The 18,148-nt window shown below is 39.7% G+C and carries 19 protein-coding genes; 4 read left to right on the plus strand and 15 right to left on the minus strand.

Features of this window, described 5'->3' with window-relative positions; genetic code table 11:
- Positions 1 to 53 precede the first annotated feature (53 nt).
- Positions 54 to 479 carry an Hsp20/alpha crystallin family protein gene (locus WAA86_RS11885; RefSeq protein ID WP_337301228.1) on the minus strand — a complete coding sequence of 142 codons (426 nt, stop codon included), beginning with the start codon at positions 477 to 479 and terminating at the stop codon, positions 54 to 56.
- A 126-nt stretch (positions 480 to 605) separates the two neighbouring features.
- On the minus strand, positions 606 to 1,007 hold the full coding sequence (locus tag WAA86_RS11890; RefSeq protein WP_337301229.1) for a TerB family tellurite resistance protein: 402 nt from the start codon (positions 1,005 to 1,007) through the stop codon (positions 606 to 608).
- Positions 1,008 to 1,153: 146 nt separating this feature from the next.
- On the opposite strand from WAA86_RS11890, the gene WAA86_RS11895 reads away from it, so the two are divergent.
- Entirely contained in the window at positions 1,154 to 1,537 is a 384-nt protein-coding gene (locus WAA86_RS11895) for a DUF1456 family protein (protein ID WP_337301230.1), read from the plus strand.
- 29 nt (positions 1,538 to 1,566) lie between these two features.
- Here the strand turns inward: WAA86_RS11895 and WAA86_RS11900 are convergent, their stop codons facing one another.
- From WAA86_RS11900 to WAA86_RS11910, 3 genes are all read right to left on the minus strand, one after another.
- On the minus strand, positions 1,567 to 1,917 hold the full coding sequence (locus tag WAA86_RS11900; protein WP_337301231.1) for a hypothetical protein: 351 nt from the start codon (positions 1,915 to 1,917) through the stop codon (positions 1,567 to 1,569).
- Between the two features lie 261 nt (positions 1,918 to 2,178).
- Positions 2,179 to 3,372 (minus strand): ADP-forming succinate--CoA ligase subunit beta, encoded by a 1,194-nt coding sequence (gene sucC / locus WAA86_RS11905; RefSeq protein ID WP_337301232.1) that lies wholly within the window; start codon positions 3,370 to 3,372, stop codon positions 2,179 to 2,181.
- A gap of 82 nt (positions 3,373 to 3,454) precedes the next feature.
- Positions 3,455 to 4,093 (minus strand): LON peptidase substrate-binding domain-containing protein, encoded by a 639-nt coding sequence (locus tag WAA86_RS11910; RefSeq protein ID WP_337301233.1) that lies wholly within the window; start codon positions 4,091 to 4,093, stop codon positions 3,455 to 3,457.
- 164 nt (positions 4,094 to 4,257) lie between these two features.
- On the opposite strand from WAA86_RS11910, the gene lysA reads away from it, so the two are divergent.
- Together lysA and WAA86_RS11920 are read left to right on the plus strand one after the other, a co-directional pair.
- Positions 4,258 to 5,499 (plus strand): diaminopimelate decarboxylase, encoded by a 1,242-nt coding sequence (lysA, locus tag WAA86_RS11915; RefSeq protein ID WP_337301234.1) that lies wholly within the window; start codon positions 4,258 to 4,260, stop codon positions 5,497 to 5,499.
- 62 nt (positions 5,500 to 5,561) lie between these two features.
- A complete protein-coding gene (locus WAA86_RS11920) occupies positions 5,562 to 6,095 on the plus strand; it encodes a thioredoxin family protein (protein ID WP_443217589.1) in 534 nt (177 codons plus the stop codon).
- Positions 6,096 to 6,165: 70 nt separating this feature from the next.
- Here the strand turns inward: WAA86_RS11920 and guaB are convergent, their stop codons facing one another.
- From guaB to WAA86_RS11960, 8 genes are all read right to left on the minus strand, one after another.
- Complete coding sequence (gene guaB, locus WAA86_RS11925) at positions 6,166 to 7,638, minus strand: IMP dehydrogenase (RefSeq protein WP_337301235.1); 1,473 nt, start codon at positions 7,636 to 7,638, stop codon at positions 6,166 to 6,168.
- Between the two features lie 51 nt (positions 7,639 to 7,689).
- The gene (locus WAA86_RS11930) at positions 7,690 to 8,157 is read right to left on the minus strand and encodes a heme-binding domain-containing protein (protein WP_337301236.1); all 468 of its coding nucleotides are present in this window, start codon (positions 8,155 to 8,157) and stop codon (positions 7,690 to 7,692) included.
- A 9-nt stretch (positions 8,158 to 8,166) separates the two neighbouring features.
- Positions 8,167 to 10,638 (minus strand): TonB-dependent receptor, encoded by a 2,472-nt coding sequence (locus WAA86_RS11935; protein WP_337301237.1) that lies wholly within the window; start codon positions 10,636 to 10,638, stop codon positions 8,167 to 8,169.
- Positions 10,619 to 11,986: an HTTM domain-containing protein gene (locus WAA86_RS11940; RefSeq protein ID WP_337301238.1), complete on the minus strand. Its 1,368-nt coding sequence runs from the start codon at positions 11,984 to 11,986 to the stop codon at positions 10,619 to 10,621. The genes WAA86_RS11935 and WAA86_RS11940 overlap by 20 nt, the downstream gene beginning before the upstream one ends.
- 3 nt (positions 11,987 to 11,989) lie before the next feature.
- Positions 11,990 to 13,114, minus strand: coding sequence for an imelysin family protein (locus tag WAA86_RS11945; RefSeq protein ID WP_337301239.1), 1,125 nt, complete (start codon positions 13,112 to 13,114; stop codon positions 11,990 to 11,992).
- 85 nt (positions 13,115 to 13,199) lie between these two features.
- Positions 13,200 to 14,420 (minus strand): DUF4856 domain-containing protein, encoded by a 1,221-nt coding sequence (locus WAA86_RS11950; protein WP_337301240.1) that lies wholly within the window; start codon positions 14,418 to 14,420, stop codon positions 13,200 to 13,202.
- 120 nt (positions 14,421 to 14,540) lie between these two features.
- On the minus strand, positions 14,541 to 15,407 hold the full coding sequence (locus WAA86_RS11955) for a hydroxymethylglutaryl-CoA lyase (protein ID WP_337301241.1): 867 nt from the start codon (positions 15,405 to 15,407) through the stop codon (positions 14,541 to 14,543).
- Between the two features lie 31 nt (positions 15,408 to 15,438).
- The gene (locus WAA86_RS11960) at positions 15,439 to 16,065 is read right to left on the minus strand and encodes a LysE family translocator (RefSeq protein ID WP_337301242.1); all 627 of its coding nucleotides are present in this window, start codon (positions 16,063 to 16,065) and stop codon (positions 15,439 to 15,441) included.
- Positions 16,066 to 16,138: 73 nt separating this feature from the next.
- Here WAA86_RS11960 and WAA86_RS11965 point away from each other — a divergent pair, with 73 nt between their 5' ends.
- Positions 16,139 to 16,555 (plus strand): Dabb family protein, encoded by a 417-nt coding sequence (locus WAA86_RS11965; RefSeq protein ID WP_337301243.1) that lies wholly within the window; start codon positions 16,139 to 16,141, stop codon positions 16,553 to 16,555.
- Between the two features lie 19 nt (positions 16,556 to 16,574).
- Here the strand turns inward: WAA86_RS11965 and WAA86_RS11970 are convergent, their stop codons facing one another.
- Both WAA86_RS11970 and WAA86_RS11975 read right to left on the minus strand, forming a co-directional pair.
- The gene (locus tag WAA86_RS11970) at positions 16,575 to 17,609 is read right to left on the minus strand and encodes a quinone-dependent dihydroorotate dehydrogenase (protein WP_337301244.1); all 1,035 of its coding nucleotides are present in this window, start codon (positions 17,607 to 17,609) and stop codon (positions 16,575 to 16,577) included.
- 89 nt (positions 17,610 to 17,698) lie between these two features.
- Complete coding sequence (locus tag WAA86_RS11975; protein WP_337301245.1) at positions 17,699 to 18,118, minus strand: hypothetical protein; 420 nt, start codon at positions 18,116 to 18,118, stop codon at positions 17,699 to 17,701.
- Positions 18,119 to 18,148: the final 30 nt, after the last annotated feature.

The raw sequence follows: 18,148 nt of genomic DNA on the forward strand, positions 1-18,148 counted from the left end.
ATGTCATAACATGGTGCCCTTAGAAACAAATCAACTAAACAAACCTTTACTCGTTAGGCAATCTCGATCATTCTTTTTGGTTTTGGCAAGGCCTCCTCTTTTTTCGGAAGAACGAATTTTAAAATTCCATCCTCGTAAGATGCATTGATATTATCGGAATCAATGGTATCCGGCAATGTAAACGCTCTCTTAAATGAAGAATAGGAAAATTCCCTTCTGGTATATTGCTCTTCAGAGATATTTTCTTCTTGCTTGATTTCGGAAGAGATTGTAAGGACATCGTGGTCCATTTCTATGTTGAAATCCTCTTTTTTTCTTCCAGGAACTGCCAATTCCAATTCAAAATTGGTTTCATTTTCTTTGATGTTAACTGCAGGTACTGCACTGTTATAGTTATCCAATCCTCCAAACCAATCTGGCTTGAAAATTTCATTCATCAAAGAAGGAAACAATGGGTGATTTCTTTTTACTGTACTCATGACTATCAATATTTTAATTAGACTTTTATTGTTTTTTATAGTCTAATGGCAAATTATATACCAATGCATTTTAAGTGACATTATGTCGCTTAAGTGCAAAAATAAAGCGACATTATGTCGCTTTGTTCAGTTGTAATGTATTTTAAATATATTGATGAGTATTTCCGGTGGTATTATTTTGTCAGGATATTTGTGCATGATGGTCAATACCTGTTCAATGGCGGTTGGCGGTAAACCCATCCCCAGTCCTATATTGTGCAACAGGGCTACTTCCAATGCAGTATCGGTCCTGTCTACATTCATCAACAAGACCAATCTATGGAACTGAAGTATACGCTCGGCCTCGGATTTTAAGAAAATGGGTGCCGAGGATTTATCAAAAAGGGAATCAAAGGTCAGTTTATCAACACCCAATTGATTCGCTACGTTCAACAAAAAGTTGTATTCCTCTGTTTTTACGGAGTTGTCCACTCTGGCAAATGCTATCATTTCCGAGAGAATGCTTAGTTTTTCCTCAAAAGTGCTCATACATTTCTCTTTTAGAACTAGTTTACTGGATGCCAACACTTTATATAACTAAAAAAAGGACATATTTCGTATACTGCAAGTCGAAAATATTATTGGATACAGACCACATAACATATTTGTAGTACCTTGCAGGAAATTCATTTTTTATGACGAATAACGACATCTTTAAGAAACTGAGAGTGGCCCTGATGCTGCGTGATGATGAGATCGTAGAAATCTTGAAGTTGGTAGATTTCAATATATCCAAAAGTGAAATAGGCGCCTTTTTCAGGAAAGAGGATCACCCAAAATATGTGGAATGCGGGGATCAGATTTTGCGTAATTTTTTAAATGGCCTCGTGATCCATCTACGAGGAACCAAGGAAAATCCAAAAATACCCAAAGAAATTATTTATAGAACCAAAGAAACGGCGACCAAGACTTCCAAACCAGCCCAATCGACAACAAAGCCGTCCTATAAATCAAGACCAAAGAAAGAGAACATACCAGATATCAGTTATGTGAAATATAAGAACAAAAAAAAATCCTGAAAGGTTTCAGGATTTTTTTTCAGCTAATCCTATTGACAAACCCTTACTTGGACGGTAAAGATTTTGCCTTCCTCAAAACCAGATTGACTAACTTTCTGGTAGTTCAATTTACTTTTCACAAAGCTTTCCATAGGCCCTTCTTCTGTCATAACGGATAAAACCACAATTTCACTTTGCCTGTTCAATGTAAAACGCACTTCTGCAAGTAGATCCTTCCCATTATAAACAAAAGAATTATCCATTAACATCTCCCCTATTTGCAGGGTCAAATTATTTTCTGGATCCACGATCGACCTTTCTGTCAATTCAAGATCATTTGCTAAAACATTTCCGACGGTCAATAGCATTGCAGCTATCAAAATTGATTTGATTTTTTTCATGATTGTTTGATTTATGATTGATGATGTTACATTAGAAAGACTATCCTAAATCGAAAATGTTACGCGAAACAGCCTCTTTTTTTAATTAAAATTCTGATTTTAAGGATTTTGAAGACATGTCCGGCTATTCCAACTCCAACGGTAAGCCCTATCACAAATCATATGGAAACAAGTAAAAAGCACTACTACGTCGTTACATTAAAACAAAAAAAAAGCCATACTTTTCAGCATGGCTCTTTTAAGTCTGGACTATTTAATTTCTTAAGCAAGAACAGCTTTCACTTTATCTGCCGCCTCTTGGAACTGAACCGCTGAATGAACGGCCAATCCGGAATTGTCTATAATTTCTTTTGCCAATTCGGCATTGGTTCCCTGCAAACGAACAATGATCGGCACCTTTATGGCATCTCCCATATTCTTGTAAGCATCAACAACACCTTGGGCAACTCTATCACACCTTACAATACCACCAAAGATATTGATAAGGATCGCTTTTACATTATCGTCCTTTAAGATGATACGAAAAGCTTCCTCTACACGTTTGGCATCCGCAGTACCACCTACATCCAAAAAGTTGGCAGGTTCTCCACCAGCCATCTTGATCAGGTCCATGGTAGCCATTGCCAATCCGGCACCATTTACCATACACCCAACATTTCCGTCAAGGTCAACGTAGTTAAGACCTACGGCTCTTGCTTCCACCTCGATAGGATTCTCCTCCCTTAAATCGCGCATTTCAGCATATTGCTTTCTTCTATACAATGCATTGTCATCGATGGATACTTTGGCATCTACCGCCATGATCTTGTCATCTGATGTTTTGAGCACTGGGTTTATTTCGAACATATTGGAATCACTTTCCACATAGGCTTTGTACAAAGAAGTAACGAATTTCGTCATCTCTTTAAAAGCCGTTCCCGAAAGCCCAAGATTGAAAGCTATCTTTCTGGCCTGAAAAGGCATTAAACCAACAGAAGGTTCAATTTCTTCCGTAAAAATCAAATGCGGTGTTTTTTCAGCAACCTCTTCAATATCCATACCTCCCTCGGTAGAATACATGATCATATTCTTTCCAGTCCCCCTGTTCAAGAGAACAGAAACGTAAAATTCGGAAGTCTCACTTGGACCTGGATAGTAGACATCCTCGGCAACCAATACTTGGTGAACTTTTTTACCTTCTGCAGAGGTTTGTGGTGTAATAAGGTTCATCCCTATTATTTTTCCTGCGATCTCTTCTACTTCCCTCAAGTTTTTGGCAAGTTTCACACCACCACCTTTACCACGTCCACCCGCATGGACCTGTGCTTTGATCACATGCCATCCTGTTCCTGTTTCCTCGGTAAGTTGTTTTGCGGCCTCAACGGCTTCTGCTGCATTATGTGCCACGATTCCTCTTTGGATACGTACACCAAAACTTGCTAATATTTCTTTTCCTTGATATTCGTGAAGATTCATATGTAAATGGTATCTTTTTGTTCGGTAGCAAAAATAGGAAACCCTAGGTAATTACCCTAATGAAAAAAGAAACATCGGCATATTATATTTTAAAATCCTTGAAATCCAACGGATCAAAATTTTTGAAATGACCGTTCATCTCAATAACATCTTTCATATGGTTAACCTGTTTCAAAACTTCTGTGGTAGCAATAAGGTGAGATCTTATATAAATCAATCGTTCACTTTCATGCACCATTTTCAACAAATGGTACTCTTGATGCAACGTGAGACCGATCTTGTGGATGAGTTTGTCCAAGGTAAGAGCTCCTTTATAAATATGGTCAAAAGGAATATTCATTAGACCATAGAGCATTTTGGTGTATTCTATAACGGAATCCCTTTGTGATTGGAGTCCATCTTCTATATAATCCAAGAAGGTCACTATCCCCCCGGCATAAAGTCGACCTTCCATCTCATTGTCAAATGTCATTACCTTAAATACCCTTTGGGCACTGCAAACCACATCCATTTCCCCATTGGGATAGGTGTGTACAATTTCCACCAATTTCATTTCCGTTCCATAGGCTACGGTGTTATCTATATAAACCGGAATACCAAAGGTAATCGCCTCCGCCAAACAATCTTGGATCAACTGTTTATACCGCTCTTCAAAAATATGAAGGGCCACTCTTTCACCGGGAAAGAATACGGATTGAAGCGGAAACATTGGAAGTTTCATGATCTTTTTTTATTAAAAATAGAAGATGTAAGCATGGAAGGCAAAAAAACCAGCTATTTTATATTGTTGTATTTATAACAATTTGTTGTATTATTCAAATAAGTTGTCGCATTTCTTGTTCACATCCCCGAAGTAGGTTAGCTTTGCACAAAATATTTTAGGCCATGAAGCACTCCGATTTATTAGATATTGCCAAAACATATGGAGATCCGGTATATGTATATGATTCAGAAAAAATCATATCCCAGTTCAACAGATTGACAAATGCCTTTAAGGGGGTAAAACATCTGCAGTTGAACTATGCCGCAAAGGCTTTGTCCAACATTTCCATACTCAGACTGATGAACAGTTTGGGCAGTGGATTGGATACCGTTTCCATACAAGAGGTAAAACTCGGGTTGTTGGCCGGTTTCAAACCGGAATCCATCATATACACTCCCAATGGCGTGTCTTTGGAAGAAATAGAAGAGGTTTCGGCCTTGGGCGTCAGGATCAATATTGACAACCTATCCATCCTGGAACAGTTTGGGAGCAAACACCCAAATATTCCTGTATGTATCCGTATCAACCCGCACGTAATGGCGGGCGGCAACTCAAACATTTCCGTAGGACATATAGACAGTAAATTTGGGATCAGTATACATCAAATTCCCCATCTGCTCAGAATTGTTGATCTTACAAAAATGAACATCAATGGGATCCATATGCATACCGGAAGCGATATCTTGGATATTGACGTATTCTTATATGCTTCTGAAATTCTTTTTGATACCGCCAAAAATTTCAAAAATCTGGACTTTATCGATTTTGGAAGTGGATTTAAAGTACCTTACAAGGAGGGCGATATTGAAACCAACATAGAAGAACTAGGACAAAAATTGACCGAAAAGTTTAATGATTTCTGCAAGGAATACGGCAAGGAATTGACCTTGGCGTTTGAACCGGGTAAATTTTTGGTCAGTGAGGCTGGCTATTTCTTGGCAAAGGTAAACGTGGTAAAACAGACCACGTCTACGGTCTTTGCGAGTGTTGATTCAGGATTTAACCACTTGATAAGACCTATGTTATATGGTGCAACACATAGCATTCTGAACATTTCAAATCCAGAAGGTAGGGAACGCTACTATTCTGTGGTAGGTTACATTTGCGAAACCGATACTTTTGCGAGCAACCGAAGGATCAAGGAAATATCGGAAGGTGATATACTGTGTTTTAAAAATGCCGGAGCCTATTGCTTTACCATGGCGAGCAACTATAATTCCAGATTTAGGCCTGCCGAGGTATTATGGCATCAAGGAAAAGCCATTCTAATCAGGGAACGCGAGACTTTTGAGGACCTGATCAGGAACCAGATAGACACCAAAGACCTCTTTGCTGTTAAAAAGGAAAAGGCCACTGTAAAATAAACATTCGTTATTTTCGTTATTTTTGGTATACTTATTGGACTAATCCCGTAAAAAATACTTGGATGGACTTAAATAAAATATTCAATACCAAACTCCTGTTGTTCATATGCATAGGATTTTTTTCCTTGACAATGACCGCTCAGGAAGTAAAATGGATGTCATGGGATGAGGCCGTAAAAAAGTCGCAAACCGATAAGAAGCCAAAGAAAGTCTTTATCGATGTCTATACTGATTGGTGTGGATGGTGCAAAAAAATGGATAAGGATACCTTTCAGAATCCAGAAGTGGCCGCCTACATGACCAAGAACTTTTATATGGTAAAAATGGACGGGGAAGGCAAAGAACCTATTGATTTCAAAGGCAAGACCTATAAGTTTGTGGCACAGGGACGAACTGGCTACCACGAATTTGCTGCAGCTTTGATGCAGGGCAAATTGAGCTATCCCACCACCATCTTTTTGGACGAACAGCTGAACATGTTATCACCGGTTCCTGGATATCAAAAACCGGAACCATTTTTAAATATTGCCCAATATTTCGGGGATAATATCTACAAAGAGAAAGATTGGAAAACCTATACAGGACAGAGCAAATAAATTAGAAACCATTTATAAAAAGAAAGCCCAAAACATTGTTTTGGGCTTTCTTTTTATTTTAGATCCTGAACTACCTACTATAGTTTGGAGACTCTTTGGTTATGGTAACATCATGTGGATGGCTTTCATTGATACCACTGGCCGTAATTTTAACGAACCTTCCATTTTCTTTCAAGGATTCAATATCCTTGGCACCACAATAGCCCATTCCTGCACGTAGACCTCCAACGAACTGATGGATACTTTCGAACAAGTCCCCTTTATAAGGAACACGTCCTACAATTCCTTCCGGCACCAATTTTTTGATATCATCCTCAACGTCTTGGAAATACCTATCTTTACTCCCTTGCTTCATGGCTTCCACAGAACCCATTCCCCTGTAGGATTTAAATTTTCTCCCTTCGTAAATGATGGTTTCACCCGGAGATTCCTTGGTACCCGCCAACAGGGATCCCAACATAACACAGTCGGCCCCAGCGGCAATCGCCTTGGGAATATCACCTGTATATCTTATCCCACCATCAGCTATCACCGGAACACCACTGCCCTTGATGGCAGCTGCAACTTCCAAAACAGCTGAAAACTGTGGAAAACCTACTCCGGCCACAACCCTTGTGGTACAGATAGATCCTGGTCCAATACCTACTTTGACGGCATCAGCACCAGCTTCAACCAAATATTTTGCAGCTTCCCCTGTTGCGATATTACCAACAATAACATCCAGGTCTGGAAATTTCTTTTTTACTTCTTTCAAAACCCTTACCACCCCTTGGGTATGTCCGTGGGCAGTATCGATAATAACAGCATCAACACCTGCATTGACCAAGGCTTCTGCCCTTTCAACAGCATCCGCAGTTACCCCAAGTGCAGCGGCAACCCTTAGTCTACCGTATTGATCCTTGTTTGCAATAGGTTTTTGTGTAAGTTTAGTGATATCTCTGAACGTAATCAACCCGACCAATTTATTGTCGTTGTTGACAACAGGCAACTTTTCAATCTTATGTTGTTGTAGGATATCCTCGGCCTGTGCCAAGCTGGTGCCTTCGGCCACTGTAACCAAGTTTTCAGAGGTCATCACCTCAGCAATTGGCCTATCATTATTTTTCTCAAAACGCAGGTCCCTATTTGTAACGATTCCCAAAAGTTTACCTTCACCATCAATAATGGGAATTCCACCAATGCTGTATTCCTTCATGCTAGCCTTGGCATCACGTACAACAGAGTTCAGGGGCAAAGTCACCGGATCGATGATCATGCCGCTTTCGGCACGTTTTACCTTTCTGACCTTCATGGCCTGCTTCTCAATACTCATATTTTTATGAAGCACACCAATTCCTCCTTCTTGGGCCATGGCAATGGCCATTTTGGATTCTGTTACCGTATCCATGGCAGCAGAAACAATGGGTACATTTATGGTAATGTTCCTAGTAAATTTTGTTTGAATGTTCACTTCCCTGGGAAGAACTTCAGAATATGCCGGGACGAGCAGTACATCGTCATAGGTTAAACCTTCACCAACAATCTTATCAAGATGAGCTTGCATAGCAATTATTTATATAATTGCGTGCAAATGTAGTGATTTTTATTGGTTATATTACTGAATACCATCTCCGACCACATAATTTTCGCGTGCCTTTTTGACCCAATTTATCAATTCTTGTTTTTCTTTGTCGGTCATCTTACCATGGATGAGCGAATACCCCTTTTCGGGCATTTCACCTTCCTCCACCTCTTCGATCAACTCTTCCAACTTATGATCCTTTTTTTTCACGGTATAAGCATCCCAGTCCGAAACATTGAAGTGTTCGGCACCTTCCTCCACATGATCGGCAATAACAAATGAAATTGGGGCTATTTCCGCATACCAAGGATACTCCGTTTTATTGCTGTGGCAATCATAACAATTGTTTTCCAATACGGCCTTCATTTCCGGACTTGGTTTTGTCTCGGCCTCAAAGGACGCTACATCCCTGTATTCGGCATTATTTTTCTCGGGACGATAAAATTGGATAAGAACCAAAGCTACCAAAAGTACGATCAGAATTTTTTTAAGAATTTTCATAGGATTTAATTAAAGGGTTAGTTGTAACGTTATATATGCAGTTCTTGGCTCCGCCGGAAGTATTCCGGGTCCGGGATAACCTGTTGCCCTTCGTGTAAAATACGAGTTGTTCAGGACATTGTTGACACCAGCTTCCAAGCGTAATTTTTTTAATGTATAGGACAAAGAAGCATCAAAGATATCATAGGCAGGAATAGCTCCTTCAATACCCCTTTGATTGTCATTGACATCTTGTGGTGCATTGGTAGCATCGGTAAACTGTTTGGACAAATACGTATATTGAAAACTTCCAAGCAGGTCGCCATATCCAAAACGCAGACCTGTTTTTAGGTTTACCTTGGGAATAAATTCCACCTGATTTCCCTCCACATTATTTTCCTCGGATGAGATATATTCAGATTCCGTCAGCGCAAGGTTTACAAAGTAGTTCAGTTTCATCTTTGTTATACTGGGCATAAAAGTCTCCTTTAGGCTCCAATCAGCAAACCCTTCAAAACCGTACATCAAAGCTGTCCCGATATTCCCTCTAAAACGGACAATACGACCGGTCTCCACCTCTTCACCCTGCGAATTGGTACGTGTTTCACTTTTCAGAACCTCGCCCAACCTATTGTCATAAAGTAGGGTAAAAGCTCCCAAATCATAGGATAATTTATCCTTTAATCGCCCACGAAATCCAAGGTCCGCCGTAAAACCCTTCTCGTCATCAATGTTTTCATCTACTTGAAAGGAAGGGTTTACCACACGAATATCGCTGAAGGTTACAGAACGATAATTCTGGGAAATATTGCCATAAAACTCCCCTGAAGGGTTCAATTTATAAGATGCTCCCAATCCAAGCAATAGAAAGGTCCTATCAAAAGTACGGTTATCTTCAATCTCCTCGTTCAACAAAGGATTCCCCGCCAAATCCAGCACAATATTCCTATAACTTCCTACACTTTCGGTTTTAATATGTTCCAATCGAAATCCAGGTGTTAAATTAAATCTGTCACTGATATTGAACACATTTTCACCAAAAAAGGCCAGATTAAAATTTGGAAAATCAAATGCGGACTGTCTTTCATAATTGGGATACGTATCGTCAGCAAAGTTAAAATCAGCATTGGAGGCATTGGTACCAGGTCCTTGCCTTTGGTCATTGTTCGTTTTATAGATTTTTCCCCCGAGCAACAAGGCAGATTCCTGCTCTCCCAAGTTGTAACGGCTCAATACCCTTAGTTCTGCGCCCCAATTTTTAAAATTGTCCACCAATAATTCTCTAGGTTCCGAGGGATCATCGGGTTGTGAAACGCGATTGGTTCTAAAGCCCAGGGCTTTCCTTGATGCATTCAAACCAAAAACATTTAAGCTCATATTCGTGTAATCCGAAAAATCGTGATCCAATCGAAGTGAAAATAATTTCCAATCCACATCGAACCAATTTCTGGTTCTGTTGCTAAAAGTAGGATCCTCCAAAAATTGTGAATCTGTCAAACCACCTGGCTGTTGGGCCAAATAGTTCAGGAATGTGGTCTCCAGGGTTACTTTTGTCCGGTCATTGAATTGATATCCGAGATGGGCAAAATAATTACGGCTCCCATAACTACTATTGGGTCTAAAACCATTACCCTCCTTATAATTGAAATACGTGTAATAGCTAAACTTGCCCAAAGTACCACTAAGACTGTTAAAGCTAGTTCTTAGGTCATAAGAACCTACTGTCTGCCTGCTTACCCAAGCTATTTTCTTGTCGGGTTCGGGTGTTTTGAACTTAAAATTGACCAAACCGCCGAACTGTGTCCCATATTGTAGGGAAGCAGCTCCACGCACCACTTGAATTTCTTGTAGTGCTTCTGCAGGTGGGGTGTAATAACTTTCCGGATATCCCAAGACATCCGCACTGATATCATACCCATTTTGACGGGTATTAAAATTAGCCGTACGATTGGGGTCCAATCCCCTGCCCCCAATATTTAATTGCAGGCCGGCATCCCCATTATCATAGATGTTGAGGCCAACAACCTGCCCATATACCTGCCGGGCATTATTGGCCGCCAAATTCCCCACTAAGCCGTCCAAGAGAACAACCTCGGTTTTTTTTCCAGCGTAGATAGCCGTGCCCTCTACTTTTTTCAATTGCTTGAGTGCAAATATTTTTTCCCGTTGTTGGGTAACAACAACCTCAGATAATTCCTCGGACAAAGGTTCCAATAAAATATCCATAGCCGTATTTGCTGCGATCTGGATTTTTTCCTCCCTCACCTTATATCCATAGGCAAATACAATAAGTTGATAGGAACCTGGGGCAATATTATCAATGCTATAATTTCCATCAGAATTGGCCCTTGCAAATTTTTCCAATTCCTTAAGATACACCTCGGCATCTGGAACCTTGTTGTTCTCGGTATTCTTTACAGTCCCCCTCAATTCAAACTGGGCATGAGACCATTGAAAAAAGAAAAGCAAGCATATGGCAATATTAAAATCCTTTAATCTCATCTTTAAAATTTATTATCCACGTTTTGTGCTGAAATGATTCTTGGTGCTGTGTCAGGTCTACCGTTGGATCTATATATGTACTGCTCAATCTACCGTTGAGCGCAACCTGGCAATCGACATAAATGGCTATATCCTTAAATCCGTCTTTGGAGAAATGGTCTTCCAAAAAGTGGGCATACTCCAAAATAAAATCAGGTTGAAACGACATTTGCTTTTCTTGAAACGCAGTCAGGAAATCTGAATTATCCACATAAAACCATTTCCCCGACTGACCATCCACCACTTTAAAATTTGCATAACCTGATTTTTCCATGAGCATAACGCGCCATGAAAACCGAAATCCTTCCTCCGTCCAAAATAGCTCCCCGGGATAAGCCAAATATCGAAACGGAAGGAGCAATTGTATAGCAAAGAAACAAACCAGAACAATTTTCAAAGCTCTTGCTTTTAATTTGTTCGCCGGCTCATATACCCGTTGGGTATTAAAGTTATTGATATTCACATGCAACAGCTTGCTTAGATATCCCAATATCTTTTGATGCAAGCTTGCATCAAAAAATATGAGGGCCGAAACAATCATGATATAGGGAAACATTCCAATGGGAAAAAGGACCCTGGTCAGGATATGGAAAATAACCACAAAAATGAAAGCAACAGTTCTTGTCCGTTTAAAAAACAGCAAAAAAGGAATAGCCAAATCGTATATAGCCCCACCGTAACTGAAAGCATAATGAACCCATTCAAAGTGCATGAAATCACCCAAAACAGGAATATCGAACTTTGAGGGCAACCATATCTTAAGGGGCATGGCATGGACCAGCCAATCCGAATTTAACTTGGCCAAACCGGCATAAAAGTAGACGATGGCCAATAAAGCCTTTATGGAATTGATACTCCATGCCGGCACATACTCAAACGCCTTGTCTGGGTTCTTAAAGGCATCAATGGCATAATAAGCATTGGCCGGAAGAAAGATCATTAAGAAGGACAAAATGCTTATAAAATAATAGTGATTCAAATAAGTGGTTTTGTCCATCAATTCTATATAAGTAAAACTTATAAAAAACATGATAATAGCCATTCTATATTTATAACCCAGTGCCACAAACACTGCGGACAAGGCACAAATAACAAAAAGGAGGTAGGTATACTGCCCAAAAGGTTTAACCCATTCAAAACCGTAGTAGGAAAAGAAAAGCTTGGGTTCTATATATAATTTTTTAATCCAACCGTAACTCCAAAAACGGATGATACTCAACAACATCATTATGCCAAAGAAAATGCGAAAGACCGCCAAAGGGGCGGCCTCCACAGGCTTGACTAAATATTGTTGTATACGATCTTTCATGTATTAATCACCATCAGCGTCTACAAAATCAACACTAATACTCATGGCAGAAACCATATCCACTTTTAATAACGGGACAGCTCTTTGAACCTCATCATAAGCACTCAACATGGCCGTTGGCGGATTGTTATTTTCGATTTCAGCCCTGAATGAGGAAAGTGCACTTACTGACGCTCTAGCTGTATTAAACTGAGCGTTTATGGCAGCTTTCAAATCTACGCCATTCTTAACAATATTCAAGGAATCCAGATAACTAGCCAAACTTTCTCCGGAGGCAGATGCCCTAAAGTGCTTGCCGTTGAAAAAATCCTGAATCGCGGAAAGACCTTCCAAAAACAGTTCTTTGGAAATATCACCCTTATAATAGGCCTCTAAATTTTTAGGGAGGGTACTTCCAGAAAAGACACCCAGTGGTATGCCCATTTTTCCGGCCCTAAGAAACTTTTCATAATAAAAAATATAATCGTTCACATAGCGGTCTACGGAAGCGGTGGCCGATGCCCCATCATTAGCAACAAAAACATCCCTATAGCCATTTTTCCACCCATTGGATACCGTAGTTGTCAAATTGGTCATATCAGACAATACAGATTCGGTATATGCTATAAGGCCATTCTGATCTGGAGCAGCAAACCTAGCCACAATATCCATGTCCGTTTCACCTAAACCATTGATCAAATAATCCAAGGCTGGAAATCCTTTGGCATCACGGTTTGAAGATAGTGATAGGTCATAAGTGCCGGATACTACATAATCATCTATTTTTTGGGTATTTGTGGGATAGATATTTACATTTAAACGTAGTCCTACATTTTCTGCAGGCCCTATTTCAAACATGGAAACACGCTGCCACATTTTATAAGTATCCAACCAAGCAGCCCTGAAGGCTTTCAGGTTAGCCGTAGACCGGTCCGCTTTGAACACCAGGAAAGCATTGTTAAGTTCGGACATTTCCACATCAAAAGCCTCATAAGAAGGAATGATTATGTTATCTGCCCAATTCTCCAACATGGCACCCCTATCAAAGTTGACCGGAGTGGGATTGGGATTTTGAATATCATCTGTACCATCTGAAGAACATGCCCAAAAAAGGACCATGCTCATAGTAAACAGTATCATTTTTTTCATAGCTTATTTTTATTTATTCTAATTAAGCAAAAGTACAAAAAGCAACCTTTTATATTTTAATAAAAGGTTGCTTTTTTTATGTTCATTATTCGGCCGCCTGCTCTAAGGTAAATTCAAATTGCCCTGCAATGGCAACAGAAATTTCATCCAAAGTAGATATTTGTACATCCCACAAACCATTAGGACCATCATCCATAAGATCCGAAAGGAATGCATCAACTTCTGCTTTGGAGAAATATGGAGCGTTACTATTTGGCTTTCTAGTGAACTGTAAGCTATATATGAATCCATAAGCTTCAGAAAGATCATGAAATGCAGTTCCGTACGCAGGCACCTCTTGAGTCAACGAAGGCTTGGCCTGTTGTAAGTAATAAACGGCTCTAATTCCTATAATTTCCGATATTTTTGTCTTGATGATGTCTGCCTGGGCATCACGAACTTCGTAATTATTGGCCACAATTGCGGCTCTTCCCAATTTAAAAGCTTGGAAAATATCATCGGCGATTCCAGCGAAATCATTGTCTCCTTCTACTCTTCCTATATACTTGTTCAGGAAACTATCTGCTCCTAAATCTATGTTTGGATTGGCAGGATCGGCGTTCAGTCCGAAAACATAACCATATGCCTCATCCCACTTATGCTCCATTGAAGTGTACGACTTGCCTTCCTCAACAATGCCCATATCGTTGTTAGCTCTATTACTTCCTTCATCTAACACTCCTGGGCTCAAATAATTGTTCAATGTCTGATCCACGACCAAAGCTCCAATCAGTCCTTTTACGACCATTTGATCGTATTCAAGACCCAATGCATTAACATAACGGGTAGCTGAACCATCTGCGATCTGACCTGCAACCCCTGCAGAAGCCGGAGTGTTCCAGTTTGGAAACACCTCATTTACTTGATTTTCGATCCAATTTTCGAAATCAAGACGTATTAACGATTGGTCTGTAGCGTTCACAGAAAAATAATCAAAAGAAGCAGCTGTCTTACTTCTTAAATTTTTATTGGAAGCATTAAGAGAAGGAGAGGAAAAATTATTTTGTCCTTCTTCATGTGCAAACATATTTAATAACCCGGTGGCGGTTTGCCCAGTATTCTTTAAACCTTTCTCAAGCTCACCTCCCATTTTCAACCTTGTAGACTGTCCATTGAAGTCGACTGAATTTTCACCATTTCTTTCAAAACTATAAGTAGTTGGATTATTGATTTTGGAACCTTCCTCAATGATGTCGGTATCATCAGTGCTACAGGCACCCAATAGGCCCAAAACGGCAAAAGACAAAGGGATAAAATAATTTTTCATTATGACTGTTCTTATTTAGATTTGATTAAAATAATTTTCGAGGACAAATATAGTACCCACTTTACTATCTGCAAAGTTTATTTATACTAAATCTAAATAAAAAATATAATTATTTAAATATCAATGATATAAGGAAAATAATTCTGTTGCCTTATTGTAAGTTGCTTCAAAAGTCATCCAATTTACATTGGTATCTGCCTTTTCTTTGGTGAAGTAAGACAGCATTTTTTCCGTAGGCATATTACCGGTCAATTCGTCCTTGGCCATAGGACAACCCCCAAAACCTTGGATGGCCCCATCGAACCTTCGGCATCCAGCCTTGTAAGCTGCATCCACCTTTTCATGCCATCTGGAAGGCGTTGTGTGCAGATGCGCCCCAAATTCAATTTCCGGATATTTGGATATTAAATTTGAAAACAAATAATCGATAACTTCAGGTGTGGAAGATCCCACGGTATCTGAAAGGGATAATATCTTAACGCCCATCGATGCCAATTTTTCCGTCCACTCCCCCACTATTTCCACATCCCAAGGATCTCCATAGGGATTACCAAAACCCATAGAAATATAGGTAACGACTTCTTTGTTGGCTGCATTTGCCAAGTCTAGAATTTCCTGTAGGGCTGTTACCGATTCAGCTATGGTCTTGTGGGTATTCCGCATTTGAAAATTCTCGGAAATAGAAAATGGATAACCCAAGTAATCAATGGCAGCATGCTGACAGGCATCTTCCGCCCCTCTTACATTGGCCACGATGGCCAAGAGCTTACTCTGGGACCTTGATAGATCCAATCCTGCCAAAACATCCGCGGTATCCGCCATCTGAGGTATAGCCTTTGGAGATACAAAACTGCCAAAATCTATGGTATCAAAGCCACAACGTAAAAGGGATTGTATGTACTTAATTTTGCTTTCTGTAGGGATAAACGATTTTATTCCCTGCATGGCATCTCTTGGGCATTCTATGATTTTGACCTTTTCGGACATGAATTCTATTTATACGATTTCAAAATTACTACTATTTATCCGAAAATAAGATATAAAGTCCAATCCCTATAAATACAACAATCTGCATCCATTTTAAAAATTGACCTACTCCCGAATGTCTTGTTATATAATTTGATATTGCTCCCGACAATAATGCTATCAGCCCAAAAATGACAAAGGACACCAACATAAACAAAAGTCCCAATACGTAAAACTGGACTACCGTACTTAATTCTTTGCTAAACAAAAATCCAGGAAAAAAAGCCAAGAAAAATATAGTTACTTTCGGATTTAGGACATTCATGATAAACCCTTTCCTATATAGCTGCCAAAGTCCTTTTTTCGCAACGGGAGAATCACCCAATTGTATCTCTGGAGCACTCCCATATACTTTGTACGCCAAGAAAAACAAATACAAAGCCCCCATCAACTTTATGGTAAAAAATATGGTGTCACTTTCTTTGATAATGGCCGAAATACCGAAGGCCAACAAGGAGGTATGTATGAGACACCCGGATATTAAACCCGCAACGGTGGCCAATCCGTATTTTTTTCCATGAGCGATACTCTGCATCAACACATAAATATTGTCAGGGCCAGGAGCCACTGCAAGGGCAGCAGTTGCCATTATAAAGGCAGATAGAACATCGTAATTCAATAGACAGTATTAAAAAATCGAAAATACAAATTAAGGATTATTGTTCCCCTATTTTTTATATCTTGATCAAAAAATGAAAATTATATTTTCAATCACTATTGCGATAATAATAGGCATAATCCTGAGCTTTACCTCTCCAGATATAAACACCACTCCCTTGGAATACAACCATCAAAAATCACAGGATCGTGTATTGAGACATGTAGTGCTCTTCAAGTTTAAAGAAGGTACATCCCCAATGGAAGTTGCCACCATAGAAGCTGCTTTTAACACGCTTCCCAGCAAAATAAAAGCCATACATACTTTTGAATGGGGATTGAACAATAGTCCAGAAGGACTCAACAAGGGGTTTACCCATTGTTATTTCTTAACATTTAAAACCGAAGAAGATCGCGATGTTTATTTACCTCATCCAGAACATAAAGCATTTGGAGCCCTACTCACGCCGCATTTGGAAGATGTCCTTGTAGTGGATTACTGGGCGCAGTAGGTGTATGGTGTCAAAAGACTTACGCCTTCAATATGGCTTTGTTGATTTTCTTGGCCAAGCCAGGGCCTTCATACACAAAACCGGTCCATACTTGGACAAGATCTGCCCCTGCAGCCAATTTTTCCAACGCATCCTCTGCAGAATGAATACCCCCCACACCAATAATAGGAAAGGCCTTATTACTTTTTTCCGCTAGAAACCGAATAACCTCCGTACTTCGCTTTGTCAATGGCTTGCCACTTAACCCCCCCATTTCCTCGGCAAGTGTCAGATGAGATTTTAAGTTTTCCCTTCCTATGGTGGTATTTGTAGCAATAATGCCATCTATATGGGTATCCGCAACAATCTGAATAATATCAAGCAATTGACTATCTGTAAGATCAGGGGCTATTTTCAGGAGAATGGGTCTTTCATTTACATCCTTCTTCAATGCCAGCTTGGTATTCTCTTTTTTCAGTTCCTTCAACAGGGCGGTCAAAGGCTCCTTATCCTGCAATTCCCTTAGTCCAGGTGTATTGGGAGAACTCACGTTCACGACAAAGTAATCCACATAATCAAAAAGGGCATCAAAACAAATCAAGTAATCCTTAACAGCGTCCTTATTGGGTGTTACTTTGTTCTTTCCAATATTACCTCCTATAAGAACATTATGGTCCTTCTTCAATTGTTCCACAGCCTCAAAAACACCAAGGTTGTTAAAACCCATTCTGTTGATGATTGCCTTATCGTCCTTGAGACGGAAAAGCCTTTTCTTTGGATTCCCCTCCTGTGGCTTTGGGGTAAGCGTCCCTATTTCAACAAACCCAAATCCAAAATTTGCCAATTCGTTGTAAAGCACAGCGTTCTTGTCGAATCCAGCTGCCAATCCTACCGGATTTTTGAATTTCAAACCAAATACTTCCCGTTCCAGTTTTGGATCCTCCAAAACGTACAACGACCTGAACAATCCTGAGAAACCGATTTTCGAAAGAACCTTGATCATGGTAAACGAAAAGTGATGTACCATTTCTGGATCAAAGAGAAAAAATAGGGGTCTTAGAATGAGTTTGTACATGGTTTGTTTGAAAATTTCAACAAAAATACAAACTCATACCATGTTGACAGTGGTATCCCTACGAATTTTTTAACACAACATTGAAAATATTATTCCGGGACAGTTCCTGCTTTCAACGGGGTACGCGCCACTTCATGGCACAATTCCAAATATCGCTGATATTGTTTCTGATTGAAAAGGCCCAAAAGCTTTTGATCATACGATAAAGAAATTTGTACTATTCTATTTTCCAGCACCTTAAATTTCACGGCCAATTCCGTTAATTCTTCCGGGGTACTTTGTGGATGGGTATCTAAAAGTTGTCTGCTCTGCAGTTCTATAGGGGATATCTCCTCTTCAAGTTTTGCTCCCAGTTCCTTCATTTTTACAACCTGTTCTGCATTCAATTGAAAAACCTGGATAATGGTCTCATCATCTTTCCCTCCAATCCCTAGGGTACAGTCTTGGGACCATCCCTGTGAGCATAGCAATAAAAACACTATGAACAACTTTACTTGAATTAACCTCATGTCCCTTTTAATGTTTAATGGATTTGGTTT

The organism is Sediminicola sp. 1XM1-17 (genome assembly GCF_037203765.1).
Lineage (GTDB): Bacteria > Bacteroidota > Bacteroidia > Flavobacteriales > Flavobacteriaceae > Sediminicola.

What these genes read in the sequence shown, in the direction of transcription:
- WAA86_RS11885 (WP_337301228.1), bottom strand. Translation starts at nt 479, where the DNA reads ATGAGTACAGTAAAAAGAAATCACCCATTGTTTCCTTCTTTGATGAAT.
- WAA86_RS11890 (WP_337301229.1), bottom strand. Translation starts at nt 1,007, where the DNA reads ATGAGCACTTTTGAGGAAAAACTAAGCATTCTCTCGGAAATGATAGCA.
- WAA86_RS11895 (WP_337301230.1), top strand. Translation starts at nt 1,154, where the DNA reads ATGACGAATAACGACATCTTTAAGAAACTGAGAGTGGCCCTGATGCTG.
- WAA86_RS11900 (WP_337301231.1), bottom strand. Translation starts at nt 1,917, where the DNA reads ATGAAAAAAATCAAATCAATTTTGATAGCTGCAATGCTATTGACCGTC.
- sucC (WP_337301232.1), bottom strand. Translation starts at nt 3,372, where the DNA reads ATGAATCTTCACGAATATCAAGGAAAAGAAATATTAGCAAGTTTTGGT.
- WAA86_RS11910 (WP_337301233.1), bottom strand. Translation starts at nt 4,093, where the DNA reads ATGAAACTTCCAATGTTTCCGCTTCAATCCGTATTCTTTCCCGGTGAA.
- lysA (WP_337301234.1), top strand. Translation starts at nt 4,258, where the DNA reads ATGAAGCACTCCGATTTATTAGATATTGCCAAAACATATGGAGATCCG.
- WAA86_RS11920 (WP_443217589.1), top strand. Translation starts at nt 5,562, where the DNA reads ATGGACTTAAATAAAATATTCAATACCAAACTCCTGTTGTTCATATGC.
- guaB (WP_337301235.1), bottom strand. Translation starts at nt 7,638, where the DNA reads ATGCAAGCTCATCTTGATAAGATTGTTGGTGAAGGTTTAACCTATGAC.
- WAA86_RS11930 (WP_337301236.1), bottom strand. Translation starts at nt 8,157, where the DNA reads ATGAAAATTCTTAAAAAAATTCTGATCGTACTTTTGGTAGCTTTGGTT.
- WAA86_RS11935 (WP_337301237.1), bottom strand. Translation starts at nt 10,638, where the DNA reads ATGAGATTAAAGGATTTTAATATTGCCATATGCTTGCTTTTCTTTTTT.
- WAA86_RS11940 (WP_337301238.1), bottom strand. Translation starts at nt 11,986, where the DNA reads ATGAAAGATCGTATACAACAATATTTAGTCAAGCCTGTGGAGGCCGCC.
- WAA86_RS11945 (WP_337301239.1), bottom strand. Translation starts at nt 13,114, where the DNA reads ATGAAAAAAATGATACTGTTTACTATGAGCATGGTCCTTTTTTGGGCA.
- WAA86_RS11950 (WP_337301240.1), bottom strand. Translation starts at nt 14,420, where the DNA reads ATGAAAAATTATTTTATCCCTTTGTCTTTTGCCGTTTTGGGCCTATTG.
- WAA86_RS11955 (WP_337301241.1), bottom strand. Translation starts at nt 15,407, where the DNA reads ATGTCCGAAAAGGTCAAAATCATAGAATGCCCAAGAGATGCCATGCAG.
- WAA86_RS11965 (WP_337301243.1), top strand. Translation starts at nt 16,139, where the DNA reads ATGAAAATTATATTTTCAATCACTATTGCGATAATAATAGGCATAATC.
- WAA86_RS11970 (WP_337301244.1), bottom strand. Translation starts at nt 17,609, where the DNA reads ATGTACAAACTCATTCTAAGACCCCTATTTTTTCTCTTTGATCCAGAA.
- WAA86_RS11975 (WP_337301245.1), bottom strand. Translation starts at nt 18,118, where the DNA reads ATGAGGTTAATTCAAGTAAAGTTGTTCATAGTGTTTTTATTGCTATGC.